Source organism: Thalassococcus halodurans (assembly GCF_900108225.1).
GTDB lineage: Bacteria > Pseudomonadota > Alphaproteobacteria > Rhodobacterales > Rhodobacteraceae > Thalassococcus > Thalassococcus halodurans.
The window spans coordinates 425,531-439,230 of the sequence record NZ_FNUZ01000002.1; the positions used below are offsets into that span (position 1 = coordinate 425,531).

General features: G+C 56.6%; 19 protein-coding genes. 1 reads left to right on the plus strand and 18 read right to left on the minus strand.

Annotation, left to right across the window (positions count from 1 at the left end; translation table 11 throughout):
* Positions 1 to 23: 23 nt before the first annotated feature.
* From C4S59_RS07075 to C4S59_RS07150, 17 genes are all read right to left on the minus strand, one after another.
* A complete protein-coding gene (locus tag C4S59_RS07075) occupies positions 24 to 1,286 on the minus strand; it encodes an imelysin family protein (RefSeq protein ID WP_103909774.1) in 1,263 nt (420 codons plus the stop codon).
* Between the two features lie 132 nt (positions 1,287 to 1,418).
* On the minus strand, positions 1,419 to 2,273 hold the full coding sequence (locus C4S59_RS07080) for a cell envelope integrity protein TolA (RefSeq protein WP_103909775.1): 855 nt from the start codon (positions 2,271 to 2,273) through the stop codon (positions 1,419 to 1,421).
* Positions 2,273 to 2,656: an ExbD/TolR family protein gene (locus C4S59_RS07085; RefSeq protein ID WP_103909776.1), complete on the minus strand. Its 384-nt coding sequence runs from the start codon at positions 2,654 to 2,656 to the stop codon at positions 2,273 to 2,275. The genes C4S59_RS07080 and C4S59_RS07085 overlap by 1 nt, the downstream gene beginning before the upstream one ends.
* Entirely contained in the window at positions 2,653 to 3,033 is a 381-nt protein-coding gene (locus tag C4S59_RS07090; RefSeq protein WP_103909777.1) for an ExbD/TolR family protein, read from the minus strand. Before C4S59_RS07090 ends, C4S59_RS07085 begins: the two co-directional genes overlap by 4 nt.
* A complete protein-coding gene (locus tag C4S59_RS07095; RefSeq protein ID WP_103909778.1) occupies positions 3,026 to 3,676 on the minus strand; it encodes a MotA/TolQ/ExbB proton channel family protein in 651 nt (216 codons plus the stop codon). Before C4S59_RS07095 ends, C4S59_RS07090 begins: the two co-directional genes overlap by 8 nt.
* On the minus strand, positions 3,673 to 4,104 hold the full coding sequence (locus C4S59_RS07100) for a hypothetical protein (RefSeq protein WP_103909779.1): 432 nt from the start codon (positions 4,102 to 4,104) through the stop codon (positions 3,673 to 3,675). The genes C4S59_RS07095 and C4S59_RS07100 overlap by 4 nt, the downstream gene beginning before the upstream one ends.
* 156 nt (positions 4,105 to 4,260) lie before the next feature.
* Complete coding sequence (locus C4S59_RS07105; protein WP_103909780.1) at positions 4,261 to 4,731, minus strand: Dps family protein; 471 nt, start codon at positions 4,729 to 4,731, stop codon at positions 4,261 to 4,263.
* A gap of 102 nt (positions 4,732 to 4,833) precedes the next feature.
* Positions 4,834 to 5,256 carry a hypothetical protein gene (locus C4S59_RS07110; protein ID WP_103909781.1) on the minus strand — a complete coding sequence of 141 codons (423 nt, stop codon included), beginning with the start codon at positions 5,254 to 5,256 and terminating at the stop codon, positions 4,834 to 4,836.
* 29 nt (positions 5,257 to 5,285) lie between these two features.
* A complete protein-coding gene (locus C4S59_RS07115; RefSeq protein WP_103909782.1) occupies positions 5,286 to 5,546 on the minus strand; it encodes a DUF1289 domain-containing protein in 261 nt (86 codons plus the stop codon).
* 36 nt (positions 5,547 to 5,582) lie between these two features.
* Positions 5,583 to 6,056: a hypothetical protein gene (locus C4S59_RS07120; protein WP_146064513.1), complete on the minus strand. Its 474-nt coding sequence runs from the start codon at positions 6,054 to 6,056 to the stop codon at positions 5,583 to 5,585.
* 5 nt (positions 6,057 to 6,061) lie between these two features.
* Complete coding sequence (hemP, locus tag C4S59_RS07125; protein WP_103910310.1) at positions 6,062 to 6,226, minus strand: hemin uptake protein HemP; 165 nt, start codon at positions 6,224 to 6,226, stop codon at positions 6,062 to 6,064.
* Positions 6,226 to 6,399 (minus strand): hypothetical protein, encoded by a 174-nt coding sequence (locus C4S59_RS19580; protein ID WP_160006777.1) that lies wholly within the window; start codon positions 6,397 to 6,399, stop codon positions 6,226 to 6,228. The genes hemP and C4S59_RS19580 overlap by 1 nt, the downstream gene beginning before the upstream one ends.
* A 219-nt stretch (positions 6,400 to 6,618) precedes the next feature.
* Positions 6,619 to 6,945, minus strand: coding sequence for an antibiotic biosynthesis monooxygenase family protein (locus tag C4S59_RS07130; protein ID WP_103909784.1), 327 nt, complete (start codon positions 6,943 to 6,945; stop codon positions 6,619 to 6,621).
* A gap of 24 nt (positions 6,946 to 6,969) precedes the next feature.
* Positions 6,970 to 7,752: a heme ABC transporter ATP-binding protein gene (locus C4S59_RS07135; protein ID WP_103909785.1), complete on the minus strand. Its 783-nt coding sequence runs from the start codon at positions 7,750 to 7,752 to the stop codon at positions 6,970 to 6,972.
* The gene (locus tag C4S59_RS07140; protein ID WP_103909786.1) at positions 7,749 to 8,816 is read right to left on the minus strand and encodes a FecCD family ABC transporter permease; all 1,068 of its coding nucleotides are present in this window, start codon (positions 8,814 to 8,816) and stop codon (positions 7,749 to 7,751) included. Before C4S59_RS07140 ends, C4S59_RS07135 begins: the two co-directional genes overlap by 4 nt.
* 3 nt (positions 8,817 to 8,819) lie before the next feature.
* Positions 8,820 to 9,701: a heme/hemin ABC transporter substrate-binding protein gene (locus C4S59_RS07145; protein WP_234994704.1), complete on the minus strand. Its 882-nt coding sequence runs from the start codon at positions 9,699 to 9,701 to the stop codon at positions 8,820 to 8,822.
* Positions 9,698 to 10,750: a hemin-degrading factor gene (locus tag C4S59_RS07150; RefSeq protein ID WP_103909787.1), complete on the minus strand. Its 1,053-nt coding sequence runs from the start codon at positions 10,748 to 10,750 to the stop codon at positions 9,698 to 9,700. Before C4S59_RS07150 ends, C4S59_RS07145 begins: the two co-directional genes overlap by 4 nt.
* Positions 10,751 to 10,951: 201 nt before the next feature.
* On the opposite strand from C4S59_RS07150, the gene C4S59_RS07155 reads away from it, so the two are divergent.
* Complete coding sequence (locus C4S59_RS07155; RefSeq protein WP_103909788.1) at positions 10,952 to 12,988, plus strand: TonB-dependent receptor domain-containing protein; 2,037 nt, start codon at positions 10,952 to 10,954, stop codon at positions 12,986 to 12,988.
* 43 nt (positions 12,989 to 13,031) lie between these two features.
* Here the strand turns inward: C4S59_RS07155 and C4S59_RS07160 are convergent, their stop codons facing one another.
* On the minus strand, positions 13,032 to 13,595 hold the full coding sequence (locus tag C4S59_RS07160; RefSeq protein ID WP_103909789.1) for an ester cyclase: 564 nt from the start codon (positions 13,593 to 13,595) through the stop codon (positions 13,032 to 13,034).
* Positions 13,596 to 13,700 lie beyond the last annotated feature (105 nt).

Consider the following 13,700-nt stretch of genomic DNA (forward strand, 5'->3'; position numbering starts at 1 on the left):
GAAAGCGCCCCCCGATGTTCGGCTTATTGAAAAACAGCCGACGGATCGTCGAGGCTGTCAGAGCCTTCGAATTCGATCTGGTCAAGTTCCAGCGTCGCAACGACGCGTTCAATGGATTGTGTCTGGTCGATCAGGCCGTTCACACCGCCCATCACCAGCGCCTCGCCAGCGGCGTTGCCGCGTTCCAGCATCTGGTCATACGAGAACCCAGCCTCGGCTGCGGATTTGATGCGTCCCAGCGCTAGCATGGTGTTGGACAGCTTGGTCTTCATTTCGGCGTCAAGCGCGCTGTCTTTGGCCGCGACCAGATCGCTCAGCGACGGGCCGGATACCAGCGTGCCGTCGATGCGGACGTATTCGCCAAGATAGACGTTCTGGATGCCAAGGCCATCGTAGTAGTGGCTGTTGTGCGTGTTGTCCGAGAAGCAATCATGCTCTTCTTCGGGGTCGTTCAGCATCAGACCAAGGCGCATACGTTCGCCAGCCTGTTCACCGTAAGACAGCGATCCCATGCCTGTCAGCATCGCGGCAAGACCGGCCTGTTCGTTTTCAAGCAGAGCGGCGCGCGCGTCGCCTTCGGCTGTCCACTGACCTGCGATCCATTCCAGATCGGACACCAGCAGATCGGTTGCAGCGGCCAGATATTGGGCGCGGCGGTCGCAGTTGCCGTTGGTGCAGTCGTCGCCTTGGGCGTAGTCGGTCCACGAACGGTTACCAGCACCGTCGCCATGGCCGTTCAGGTCTTGGCCCCAGAGCAGGAATTCAATTGCGTGATAGCCGGTCGCAACGTTCGCTTCGACACCATCAGCCTCGTGCAGTTGCTCTTCCAGCAGGGCTGGCGTGATGTTGGTTGCGTCGATCTCGGTGCCGGACAGGGTAAATGTCGGGTTGGCGACGACGTTCAGGGCGGCCAGTTGGTTTTCGTCTGTCGGACCACCATAGCCGGTGTCGACGTAATCGATCAGGCCTTCGTCCAGCGGCCACGCGTTTACCTTGCCTTCCCAATCATCAACAATTGCGTTGCCGAAACGGAAAACCTCGGTCTGTTGGTAAGGAACGCGGGCGGCAAGCCAGGCGGATTTGGCAGCTTGCAGATTTTCAGCCGAGGGCGCAGCGATCAGCGCGTCTAAGGCGGCATCCAATGTGCGCGCGGCGATCAGGCTGTCTTCGTATTTTGCGGCTGCAATATCGGCATATGTGTTTAAAACGTCGGTCGCAGATTGCGCCTGCACGGCACCAGAGAGGCCCAAGGCAATCGCGGTTGTGGTCATAAATAGGCGTGTCATCTGGAAGTCCCTTTTCGTCCGGCTTATTGGCTGGGATGCGTACGAAAACACGTATTACCCAGCGGTCGATGGGCTTTGTCTGATTTATTTACTCAGGAATTACAATACCCAATTAAAACAATCGGAATTATTTCAGATACCCTTGATCACGATGGTGAATGACTGGCGCGCTCCGGCTGGCGGTTTGGGAAACGGTGCCGCCCTTTGGATTTGTTTGACGGCTGCGCGATCCAGTGCGTTTGAGCCTGATTTTTTGACAATTGCCACTGAAGACAGCCCGCCTTTGTTATTGATTTTAAATGAAACCGTCACAGATCCGGGCGCATCGACCTCTTTGCGTTTGGCGCGCGCAATCCTGTTCATGACAAGGCCGTCATAGTTACTTTGGGCTGCATTTCCGGCTGCGGATTTCTGTGTGCCGGGGCCGCTTTTTTTGGCCTTCCCTTTGTCCGAACCTGACGCCTTACCAGCGACCGCATCCTTCTGCGCGTTGCCTACCGGCATGTGAATCGCCTTGGTCTTAGACGTGTTCGTGGGGTTTTTGCGCACCGGCTTTGCGGCTTTGGCTGTCTGGATTTCGCGCTGTTTCGGGCGAACGGATTTGACCGGCGGGTTCACGGATTCATCCGTTGCGGTCAGCGTTTGTTTCGAAGCGGGCGCAGCAAGTACGGCGTCCGGCGATGGTGCGGCCGTCAATGGTATGTTGTGTGCGGTTCTGGTTTGTTGTGCGGCACTCAGTGGTATCGGTTCCACAGACGCAGCTTCGGTGCGGTCCGGCTCAACTGATTGGGCTTGCGTCGGGGTGTCGGCGGTTAGCGTACCTGTGACCAAATCCTCAAACGATGTCCCAAGCTTGACTTCGGCCATCCCGCCAGAGCCTTCGGTCGACGCATGTTCCTTGGGCAGTGTCACCAACGCCAAGGCACTGTGCGCGGCAAGCGCGGTGGTCAATGCTGTGATTTTGGCCAGTTTGGTTGCTTTGCCCATCAAAGCCCCCTTTCTGTGACGATCAGAACGCGACCAGCACCAGCTGCGCGCAGTTCGCGCCCGATCCGGACGAGCGTTTCAGCTGGCAGGTTGCGGTCAGGAATAATGCGCACCGTTGCGCGGGCCTCGTCCTTGAGGGGGGCGATATAGTTGTCCGCAGACGTGACAGCTTTGCCTTTGTGCGTCATGTCGCCGTTTTCGTGCACGACCAACGCGTCGGACAGCGCGCTGGTGTCTATGTCGGCTGTGCGCACCAGTTTCAGATCCGTATCTAACGGCGGCGCGATGGTGCCAGCGACCAGAAAGAAGATCAGCATCAGGAACACAATGTTGATCAGCGCGATGGTCGGTTCACGTTCTTTTCGGGCATCCCTGCGTCTCATGAAGCCCCCAAGACCATGACACGCAGGGATGGCAACGGGCGCAGGGTGGCCAAGACGTCAGTAAGCCGCTGCGCCGTTACGCCAGTTTTCAGTGAAATTACGAGGGTGAGTTCCTCTTCGTTGGTTCGAAGCGCGACCAGCGCGGGGCCGATGCCTTGGAAATCGGTCACCACACCGTTCAAGCTTAGGCTTTCCGGTTTCAAGGAAAGAAACGCCGGTGTGGTCGGGTGCGATGCCTGTCCGCTGCCCGCTGCGGCCAGCTCAACCTCGGCAAAACGGCTGAAGGTTGAGGACAGCATGAAAAACAGCAGCAACAGAAAGATCACGTCGATCAAGGACGTCATGGACAGACGACGTCTAAGCCGTCGCTTACGCATGCGCGTGGGCCAATTCGACGTTTGGGGCAGGGGCCGCGCCTTCGGGTGATAGGATGGTTTGCAGCGCCTTTTGTGCAAAGACCCGTTCGCGATCCATTCTGGATTCAAGCCAGCTTAGGATCAGCGCAGTTGGCATGGCGACGGCCAAGCCGACAGCGGTGGTCAACAGCGCCACCCAGATGCCGCCGGCCAGAATGGAAGGGTCGACCTGAGAACCGGCTTCTTGCAGCGCCTGAAAGGCCGAAATCATGCCAAGCACGGTGCCGAACAGCCCCAAAAGCGGAGCAAGCTGCGCGACGGAATCCAGCAGCCGGAAACCGCTTTCCAGTTTCGCAAACCGTGTTTCGCTTTCCGCCTCAAGCCGCTGGGTATCTTTCTGACCTTCAATGGCCATACGCACGACCGGCGCCAGATAGCTTTTCGAGGCGGACAAAGCGGCCTGCGCTGTACTTCGGTCGCCAACATCCCATGCCTCGACGGCGGATTTCAGATGCGCGTGCCGTCCAACCCCACTGGCGGCGTATTGCCAGAATTTATAAAGACTGACGGTCGTGACCAGAACGGACAGGCCGATCATCAGGAGAACAACAGGCCCGCCCAGATCCAGAATATTTTGCAGGCTTTCAAATAGAAGGTTGATCATCCCGCGACCTCAACCGTCGTTCTGCTGGTCAGATGCAATGACCGTGCGCAGGCGTCTTCCGGCAAAGCCGACGCTTCGCAGGTTTCGGTGCCGTTGATCAAAAGTCTGGCGACCGACGTGCACGTCAGGCCAGGAACAGCGAATTGCCGAACGCGCGGGCGGGCCGCGGGCAGGGCGCCGAAATCAAACAGAGTCATCTGAGCGACGCGTCCGTCAGTGTCGAATAAAACGGCCTCGTACACCGCTTTGTCGATATCGCTTTCAAACCCGTTCTCGATGACAAAGCTCATGCGGCACGTGCCATCCACGGGATCAAGCGCGTTCAATTCGATCGAGATTTTTGGGGGCTGCGTTTCCTGAGCGACACCGGGTGTCGCGATTGAAAACAGCGCAAAGGTAAGGGCGGTGCGCCCGAATTGTACGAACATCGGTTAAGCCTGTGAATTCCCTGACGGTCTTCTGGCTGAACGCGAGTCGCTTAGCTGGATGGCAAAGATTTACCATCCAGCGCAGCAGGATTCAATACCTGATAAAAATACTCTGTATTTTATCGGGCTGTGCAGCGGGTTTTCGTGACCGGTGCCTTAACGAAGGTGCGACCGGAGGAACCACGCGAATTTTTCGTGGGTCTGGCCGCGCGCGATGCACAGGTCTTCTGTCAGGGTATCGCCGTGTTCAGCCGCAAGCTCACCGGCGCCTGCCAGTGTTTCGGCCAGCGTTTCCTGTGCCTCTTTCATCAGGCGGATCATTTCTTTGTCTTCGGGAACACCGTCGACTTCGGCCACTTTTGACCGCTTCAGCATGCCCGCAAGGGTGCCTTCCGCGTGCGCGTCCAGCGCTTTGATACGTTCTGCCAGATCGTCCTGAGCAACGAAGTGGTCTTCGTAGATTTTCTGGAACAGGTCGTGCAGCGGTCCAAACGCCATGCCTGTGACATTCCAATGGAAGTTCTGCGCGAGCATGGTTGTGACGGCTGTTTCCGCAACACACTGGTTCAGCGCTTCTGCGATCTGGGTGGTTGCGTCTGTGGAAAGGGATTGTGCTGTTTGGGTCATCCTGGCCTCCTGCAAAGTTTGGTTAGCTGGCTGGCGAATGGCTTGCTTGCACGACTAATCTAGGAGCTTTGTCAGAGGGCGACAAGGTAGTTTAGAATCTTTCTAATTCCGATAAAAACCGTCAACGACATTGTTCAGTAGGAACACCACATTTCTGCGCGCGTGGATCGGCACGCGGGAGTGAAGTAGAAACGTGGCACTTGCCTGATCCTTGTTGCGCAAGGCATCAGCCAAAGCGACAAGCCATTTCTCGTCAAACGACATTTCACTTTCGCCGCGACGGTACAGAACCGGACGGCGGCCCAGAGCTTGTGAAAGGCAGCGCATCAAAACATCGGCCGCTGCAGCCGAGGCGATGTTGTGATTGCCCGATAGCGCGGCACAGGCCCCGAACAGATCGACATAACTTTTGCACCGAACATCCCGTGCCGCATGACGCAGGTGGTCCAGCAACGGGCTGACAGGGGCCAGATTGGTCTGGTCCAGTTGTACCGATTGCTGAGTGCTGCGCAGTGTTCGGGGCATGGGGGCGATCCTTGTCAGGGGGCTTTGCTTTAGGCGGCTTTATTGCCTTCGATCAGCGAGAGTTTGAATTTCTTCTTGGCTGCGCGTTTTGCAAAAGCGGCGGTCCAGTGTTTGTAGCGGCCCATGACTTCCTGCTGGGCGATCACAAGTTCAAGAAAGGCAAGGCGTTGTTTGTTTTTCTTAAGCTTTTTCGAAATCGCCTTTTGGTCCTTGGTCATGGAACATCCAATACAATGACCGTCGCGCTTGAACTTGCAGACGCTGATGCAGGGGCTGGGAACTTTGGACATTGAAACCTCGCTAAGGGCAAAACAGCCCGGCTGGGATTAGTGCAGAACGCGTTCGTTGGTTGCGGGGGTGATGGTTTTCGCGGCCTTGTAGTGGCGCGACATTTCCTTCATCGCTTGGCCGACCTGTGCCGCATAGATTGCAACCATTTCGGCGTGGCTCGCAGGCACCAGAAGGCTTGCGATCATCGATGCCTCGGCAAGATCACCACGGGCCGCTTCGCGAACAAGTGTTTGCAGAACGGCTTCGTCTGAACCGATGCAGTCACAGCCAAGTCCGTGGCGCACCAGCGGACGGCGCGCATGTGAACACAGGCAGGTCAGAAGGGTTTCGAACTGTTGCATCTTGGCGTGGCCTTCGGCCGAACCGTAGCAGCGGGCATAGCTGTTCCACACATCGCGTTGCCCGTCCGCGTTTTCCATCCAAAGCCGCATCGACATGATCAGATCGGCTTCCCACGGTGCGACTTCGGTCAGACGACCGACAACTGCGTTTCCAGGAATTGCAGACATCTGGGTCATTTTGTCAGGATCAGCTTGCCAGCGCGCGTGATGCGCAGAGTGTAGGATTGGCCGTCCAGCAGGATTTCTGCCTTGATGCCGTCTGTGATCAGGTCGCGCGCATCATACACAGCGGTGCTGGTCGACTGCTGGTTTTCCTGAGGTTTGATCATGGTAGCCATCATGATTTCTTCTCCTGACCGAATGCGCCTTTGGATGCGCGTTGGAAATCGATCAGCTGTTCAAGTGCCAAGCCTTCGATGGCAGAGGCGTCTGCGTTTGACTGGATCAAATCGCGCCAACTGTTCGGGCTGTTTGAGGGGCCTTCGGACGTGTGTTCGACCACGGGTGTCATTCGGTGATCTCCTTAGGTTGCGACATCCGGGCTTCCAATGGTGGCTAGGACTGGTTGTTTTTATTTCCGACTATGTTTGTCGGGTATTGTCTTTGAGTAAATGTTTCCGATGAAAATAGTCAAGTTAATTTGTCGGGAAATTATGGAATTGCAGCATGAAAAAGAAAAAGGGCCAAAGATTTGATCTCTGGCCCCATGATGATTGGTGTTTTCGGCTGTTTACGCTGGTTGCAAAGCTGCGATCGACTGGATGGATTTGAAACCTTCAAACCGCGGCGCACCTTCGTGCAGTTTGCGTGTTTGGCCCGCACGGGCATGGGATGCGCGGAAAGCATCGCTTTTGGTCCAAGCACGGAAGTGGTCTTCGGTTTCCCAGACGGTGTGCGAGGCATAAAGCAGCTTACCGTCCTCTTCAGGGCCTTTCAGCATATGAAAGGCGACAAAGCCGTCGAGTTCGTTCAGGCGGCTTTCGCGCGACAGCCAAAGATCTTCGAAATCGGCCGCGTTTTCCAGAGGAACGGTAAATCGGTTCATGGCAAGATACATCGGTAACTCCTTGAAATGATGTGTTTATGCGGTTGCCGTATGGGGCAGGATGAAAGGTGCCTTGGTTGATGGAAGCGCCGACACACGCAGCGTGCAACCATAGGCGCGTGACAGGGTTTCGTCGTTCAGAACGTCTGTCGTGGGGCCTTCGGCAATGTTCTGGCCACCAGACAGGACGGCCACGCGATCAGCGAAAAGCGCGGTTAGGTTCAGGTCATGCATGACGGCAATGACACCGCCGCCCGCATTTGCGAAATCCCGCGCGATTTCCATGACTTGTAATTGATGCGCAATGTCCAGACTAGAGACGGGTTCGTCCAGCAAGAGCCAGCGTGGCTGGCCGTTCAGAACGGGCGCCCAGACCTGAGCCAGCACACGGGCCAGCATGACACGCTGCGCCTCGCCACCAGAGAGTTCCTGAAAGGTGCGATTGGCGTAATGCGCCATCCCGACACGCGCGAGCGCCTTCATCGGGACGTCTGGATCATCCCCCGAGCTGCCCGCCTGATGCCCGATCCGTACCACTTCGATCACGGTAAAGGGAAAGGCCAGTCGCGACGCCTGAGGAAGAACAGCACGTTGCGACGCCAGTTCCCAGGGTTTCAGCGCCTTGATGTTGGTGCTGTTGATAGACACCCGTCCAGTATAGGGAAGCGAAGCTGTCATTGCGCCCAAAAGTGTGGATTTGCCTGATCCATTGGGGCCGACAATGGCCGTGACTTGACCAGCATCAGCCGTCAGGCTGACGTCCCTTAACACTTGGGTTTTCCCGTATGAAACGCGGATGTTTTCGGCTTGGAATGTCATAGCTCAACCAGACCCCGCCGTTTCAAAAGGATCCACAAGAACACCGGCGCGCCAAGGACTGCGGTGACGATCCCGATTGGCAGTTCCGCGGGCGCGATGATGACGCGGGCAATCACATCGGCCAAGATCAGAAGCGTTGCCCCCAAAAGCGCCGAGTTCAACAGCAGCGTTCTGTGATCGGGACCTGACGCAAGGCGCAGCACGTGGGGCACGACAATGCCGATAAAACCGATCCCGCCGGAAACGGCAACGGCTGCACCGGTTGCGCCGGCAACCGCGAGGATCGTGATGGATTTCATTTTCTGCACATCGATCCCGATGTGCGCCGCCGTCGCTTCGCCCAGCGCAAGGCCGTTCAATCCGCGCCCGAGGTATAAGGCTGTCCCGACTGAGAGAAGGATCAATGGGGCCGCGGCAAAAACCTTGGTCCAACTGGCGCCAGCCAATGAACCCATCCCCCAGAATGTCAGGTCGCGCAGTTGCTGGTCGTCGGCCATATACACCAGAATACCTGACACGGCCCCCGCCAAAGACCCCAGCGCAATACCCGCCAGAAGCATTGTCGCAACCGACGTCCTGCCGTGGCGTGTCGAGACGCGATAAAGGATCAGCGTTGATCCCCAGCCGCCCAGAAAGGCGGCAAGAGAGGTCAAATGATTACCCGCTACTGCCAAGATCGAAGCAGGCAGCACGGCGCCCAGCACGATCGACAAAATCGCACCAAGCCCAGCGCCAGCACCGACACCAACGATGCCAGGGTCTGCCAAGGGATTTCTGAATAGCCCCTGCATGGTTGCCCCAGAGACCGCCAGCGCCGATCCGACGACGATACCCATCGCCAGACGGGGCAGGCGGATATCGTAGAGAACGATTTGCTCGATATGGCTCAGCTCTTGCCCTTGGACGAGTTTAAGCAACAGCGCAGACAGGGAAACGTCAGTGGCCCCGACCTCAAGACTGGCCAGCGCGGCCAGACCCAATAGCAACGCAAGCACCCAATGAAGTGACCGCGCGCGGTGCACGCGATCTTTGGGGGCGGCAATGACGTCGGACAAAGCGGTCATGCCTTATGCCCCGTCATTGCTGGCATATAGCGCTGCGTTCAACGCGCGGATTGCCTCGGCCGTGCGCGGGCCGAAGCCGAGCATCAGCAGGCCGTTCAACCGGACCACCGATTGTGTGCGCGCGGCTGGAGTCAGCTGGATCGACGACATCGCGAACAATTCGCCATTGGCCACACCGTGATCACCGCGATCCATCATCAGGATGACATCCGGCGCAGCAAGGCCAACGGCTTCGTCTGTGATCTGCTTGTAACCTTCGTATTCGGTCACAGCATTCACGCCGCCCGCCATGCGGATAATGGCATCCGCAGCTGTGCCTGTCCCGGACGCGTTGATTTTGCCACCTTGCGTGGACAACACAAACATCACGCGTTTCTTGCTGGCCTCAGGGCGGTTGGCGTCTGAAATGGCAGCAGTCATCTTTGCCCGCACATTTTCGGCAAGGACATTCGCGACGTGCGGAACGCCCAGCGCGTCGCCAACAATGGTGATCTTGTCCAAGATGCCCTCTGTCGTCAGCGCATCCGGCACCTGAACAAAGGTCACATCGGCCTCTTTGATGATCTCGACGGTTTCGGGCGGACCAGCATCATCTTCGGAAATAATCAGACTTGGTCCAACAGACAGTACGCCTTCGGGCGAAAGCGCGCGGATGTAACCCACATCGGGCAGGCCGGTGATTTCGGGCGGATAGGTCGAGGTTGTGTCGCGGGCCAGAAGACGATGCTGTTGGCCTAGTGCAACCACGATTTCTGTCACCGACCCGCCAAGGGCTAGAACATCTGCTTTGGCGTCAGTGGCATTGGCTTCAAACGCGGTCAGTGACCCGAAAAGAAGGGTGGCAGCCGCCAGAAGCCGTCTGTTTTTTCGCGCGATCATGATCATGCCGGCACCTCTTCTGCAGAAGGCAGGTTCGAGACGATTTCATCCCACGCGGCACGTGAATCGCGGCCTTCTTTGCCGACGCCGAACACTTGGAAGATCAAACGGCCCTCGGCGTCGAAGGCTTCGACAGAAACGGCTGGTCCCCGTTGCGTCGGTTTTTCAACGGCCCAAACCTCGGCCACTTTGTCCAACCGCAAATGCAGGTTAAAGCCGGGGTCCATCACGTTCTGCCAAGGCCCCATGGGGCGCAGGGTTTTGACGGGGCCCGTATGAATCTGGATGCAGCCGCGGTTTCCGACAAAAATCATCACTTCGATCCCCGCGGCTTGAACGGCGTGAAGCATGGCGTCAGCGGCAGACGGGGTCAGTTGACGCACAAAAGGCGCGCCAACGATCCGGTAGGCGCCAAGGCGGTTCATTTTCAGTTTCGCGCACAGACGCAAAAACTGATGCGTGTCCGTCATCTTCGACCATTCGTCACGCAGAACATCCAGCTTGTCCAAGCGCGATTTCGCGGGCTCTGTTGGTTTGCGTACGTCCAGCGCAATCGTGTCCGTCTGATCGTCGGATTTCAGGTCTGCGACGATCTTTTCCCACTGATCGTGGTTCGATGCGGCGCGAAGGTGGATTTTGTGAACCGCGTCTCCGGCGGCATCAAAAATCTGCAATGAACGACGCGGTCCGTTTTCTGACGGTGTTTCTACCGCAAAGGCATGCACCCAATGCAACGGGAAAATCCGCAGATCGATGTTTTCGGTCAGCGTCATCGAGGCATGGTCGCCACTGTGGTAATTCCCGTAGGTGCCGACCTTTTCGTGCACGCAGGCTTCGACCCGCGTGAGTGCCATCACATCGCCCAGTGTTTCGGCAGCGGGGATGATGAAGTCGGGATGCGCTGTGATTCTGGTGGCCGTTTGGCCCACGGATGAAGCGACCAGCTGCGCCTCTGTGATGCCAAGTTTGTCGGCGGCATCGCGGGCGCGCAGTTTCGTATTCTCGGCAGTAAATGCACGGATTTCGGAAGGAGAGAAGGTGGTTGGCTTGTTCATAAAGCGTCCTCGGAAGTCGAATGAGATCCGATAGCTGCGTCTGAACAATCAGGATGCGTGGCTGTCGTAAGTTACTTGACTAAATTACTAGGGTAATATTAACGCTGCAACCCGTCACGGCAAAGATTGTCGTTGTATCACTCACTCACTGCCGCGCCAGCCTGTGCAAGCTACGGCTTACGACGCAAAAGGATGGCGTTTATGCTTACTCATTTTTTGCGCGGAACGACCGCGCTTGTTTGCTTGTCTTTGGCGACCCCGGTCGCAGCACAGGAAGAACCCGGTTTTCTGGGCACGCTGATTTTGACGGTCGGCAAGCGCGACCTCAGCTTTGGCACCGCTTTGTCGCGTACCGTTGTGGATGAAGAGGAAATTCAGGACAGGCAGGCCAGCACAGTGGCCCAGTTGATCGACGTCGTTCCCGGTGTAACGCTGGTGAATGGCACCACACCGCAAGGGTCCGGTATCAACATCCGTGGCTTCGGCGCGAACACGACATTCGGAACTGACCAGAAGATCGCCGTTCAGATTGATGGTGCAAGTGTCGGGTCCGAAGAACTGTACCGGATCGGAACGCAGCTGTTCACCGACCCGATGCTGTACCGCGAGGTCGAGGTGTTGCGCGGCACGATCGGTAGCTTTGCTTATGGCTCTGGTATTGTTGGTGGTGTTGTAAAGCTTGAAACCAAGGATGCGTCTGATTTCACCAACGGTGAACTGGGCTTCGCCGGTTCGCAGACCTTTGAATACGGCTCGAACGGCAATTCCAAGGTTAGCTCGACCAACCTTGCGTGGATGCCGACGGAAAAGGCCGAGTTTCTGTTGAACTACACCATCCGTGATCAAGACAACCTGACCGCTGGTGACGGGTCCGAGATCGGAAATAGCGCGTTTAACACACCGTCCTATCTGGCGAAGGGTAAGTTCACATTCGGTCAGGATGACGCCCATTCGATCGCGCTTAGCCATTCGCGCACCGTCGCGGATGACAAAGATGTGCCATATGACCAGTTTGGGACCGACGGCGGTATGTTCGGGAATGTGGACCGCGTGACGGACACGTCCCAGACGACGTTGGAGTACCGCTATAACCCCGGCAATGACCTGATCGACCTGCGCGCGAACCTGTCCTATTCGGACCAGCTGATCGATCAATCCTATGTCGCAGGATCTTCGCCGTTTGAAGGCACGGGGACGTTTGCATTCCTTGAACCTCTGGTGAATTCGGAGCTGCGCTATGAAACGACTAAACTGAATGTTTCGAACCGGTCGTTGTTCCATACAGGTCAAATCGATCATGATCTGCTGGCTGGTGTCGAAGTGCAGCGCCGTGTGCGCGCCGAAAACACAGCAGCAAGCGCGCCAGGTGGTACCGATGATCGCGTGGCACTTTATGTGATCGACGAAATGGAGATGGGCAACTTCACGATCACTCCGGCCATTCGATATGAAAAGTCGACAATCAAGGCCGCTGCCGACCTTGGCGCATATCCTGACACCTATACCGATGATGCTGTGATGGGTGGTCTGGCGTTGTCCTATGACTTCAACAACGGGCTGTCTGTGTTCGGCAGCGCGGCCTACACTGTTGGCCTGCCGATCATTGACGATCTCGGGACAAGCACAACGGCCCAGCGTCGTATCGATCTGTCCGAAAAGTCGCGGACACTGGAACTGGGCGCCGAATACACGCGTAACGATCTGGTGGCACAAGGCGATAATCTGACGGTTCGCGGCAACGTCTATCAGACAACCCTGTGGGACATCACAAGCTACAGCGTGTCAGGCTCTTCTGCGACCGAACTTGAACGGGTCGAGACCAAAGGGCTTGAGCTTGAGGCGTCTTATGGAATGCAGAGCGGGCTGTATTTCGATCTGGCCGGCCATCTTGGTGAAGGCAAAGAATACAATCCTGACGGCACATCTGCCACATGGCGCAACACGGCCGCTGATCGGGTCAATCTGACCATTGGCAAAAAGTGGAACGACAAGGTTGATCTGAGCTGGGAAATCGTGCACGCGGACGACCGTCGTGACTCCTCCGGAAACGATCTGTCCGACATCACGCTTCATAACCTGCGCACCACATGGCGCCCTGAAATCGCGTTGCTGGATGGCACCGAAGTTCGTCTGGGCATCGAGAACGTGGCAGATCTGGACTATGTCGGTCACCTGTCTTCTTCGTCCCGCAAAGCTCCGGGGCGGACGTTCAAGGTGTCTCTGACCAAATCCTTCTAAGCGGAAAAAGGAAAGCCGGGGCGGTGTGCCCCGGCTTTTTGACTTATTCGATCAGGCCGATTTGTTTGTAAAACGCGTTGTTGTCCCAGAAAAGATATTCCTCATCCATAACGCCGTCTTCGGTCCAATGGCCAATGGTGGCCATCGTCAGCTTGTATGCCTTGCCAGTGGGTTCAATGAAGTTGCCGTCACCCAAAGGCATTGGTTCCGAAAACGTGCCTTCAATCACACCAACAACACCTGTCCACTCACCCTGACCGATGCGGATCGGGTGCGTTTCAATGCGGGTGTCAGGGGCAAAGGTGAAGAAAGCTTTCAGGTCATCGATATGAACATCGATACCATCGGTCGTCCGACCATCCGGCCAGTGCACTTTGATATCCTGTGCGTGGCTTTCATGCAGGCGGTCCCATTGCTGGTTTGAAAAGACTTCGAAGTCCAGTGTGTCGAATGTTTTTAGGTTCTTTTCGATGCGGGCTTCTGCCGCTTGGTATTGCGCCAGTTCTGCCAGTGCTGCCGCTACGGCTGCGTTGTCTTCAGCCAAAGCGGGGAAGGCGGAAATTGTTGCGACGACGGCCCCAGAGAGGAGTGTGGAAAAACGTGTCATTGTCTGTTGTCCTTATGTTGTTCGTCTGTGTTCAGAGACGATGAGGACAACCTAGGTTTTGATTTTTGCCGCGAAAATGTTGAAGTTATTGTATCAATTTCAATA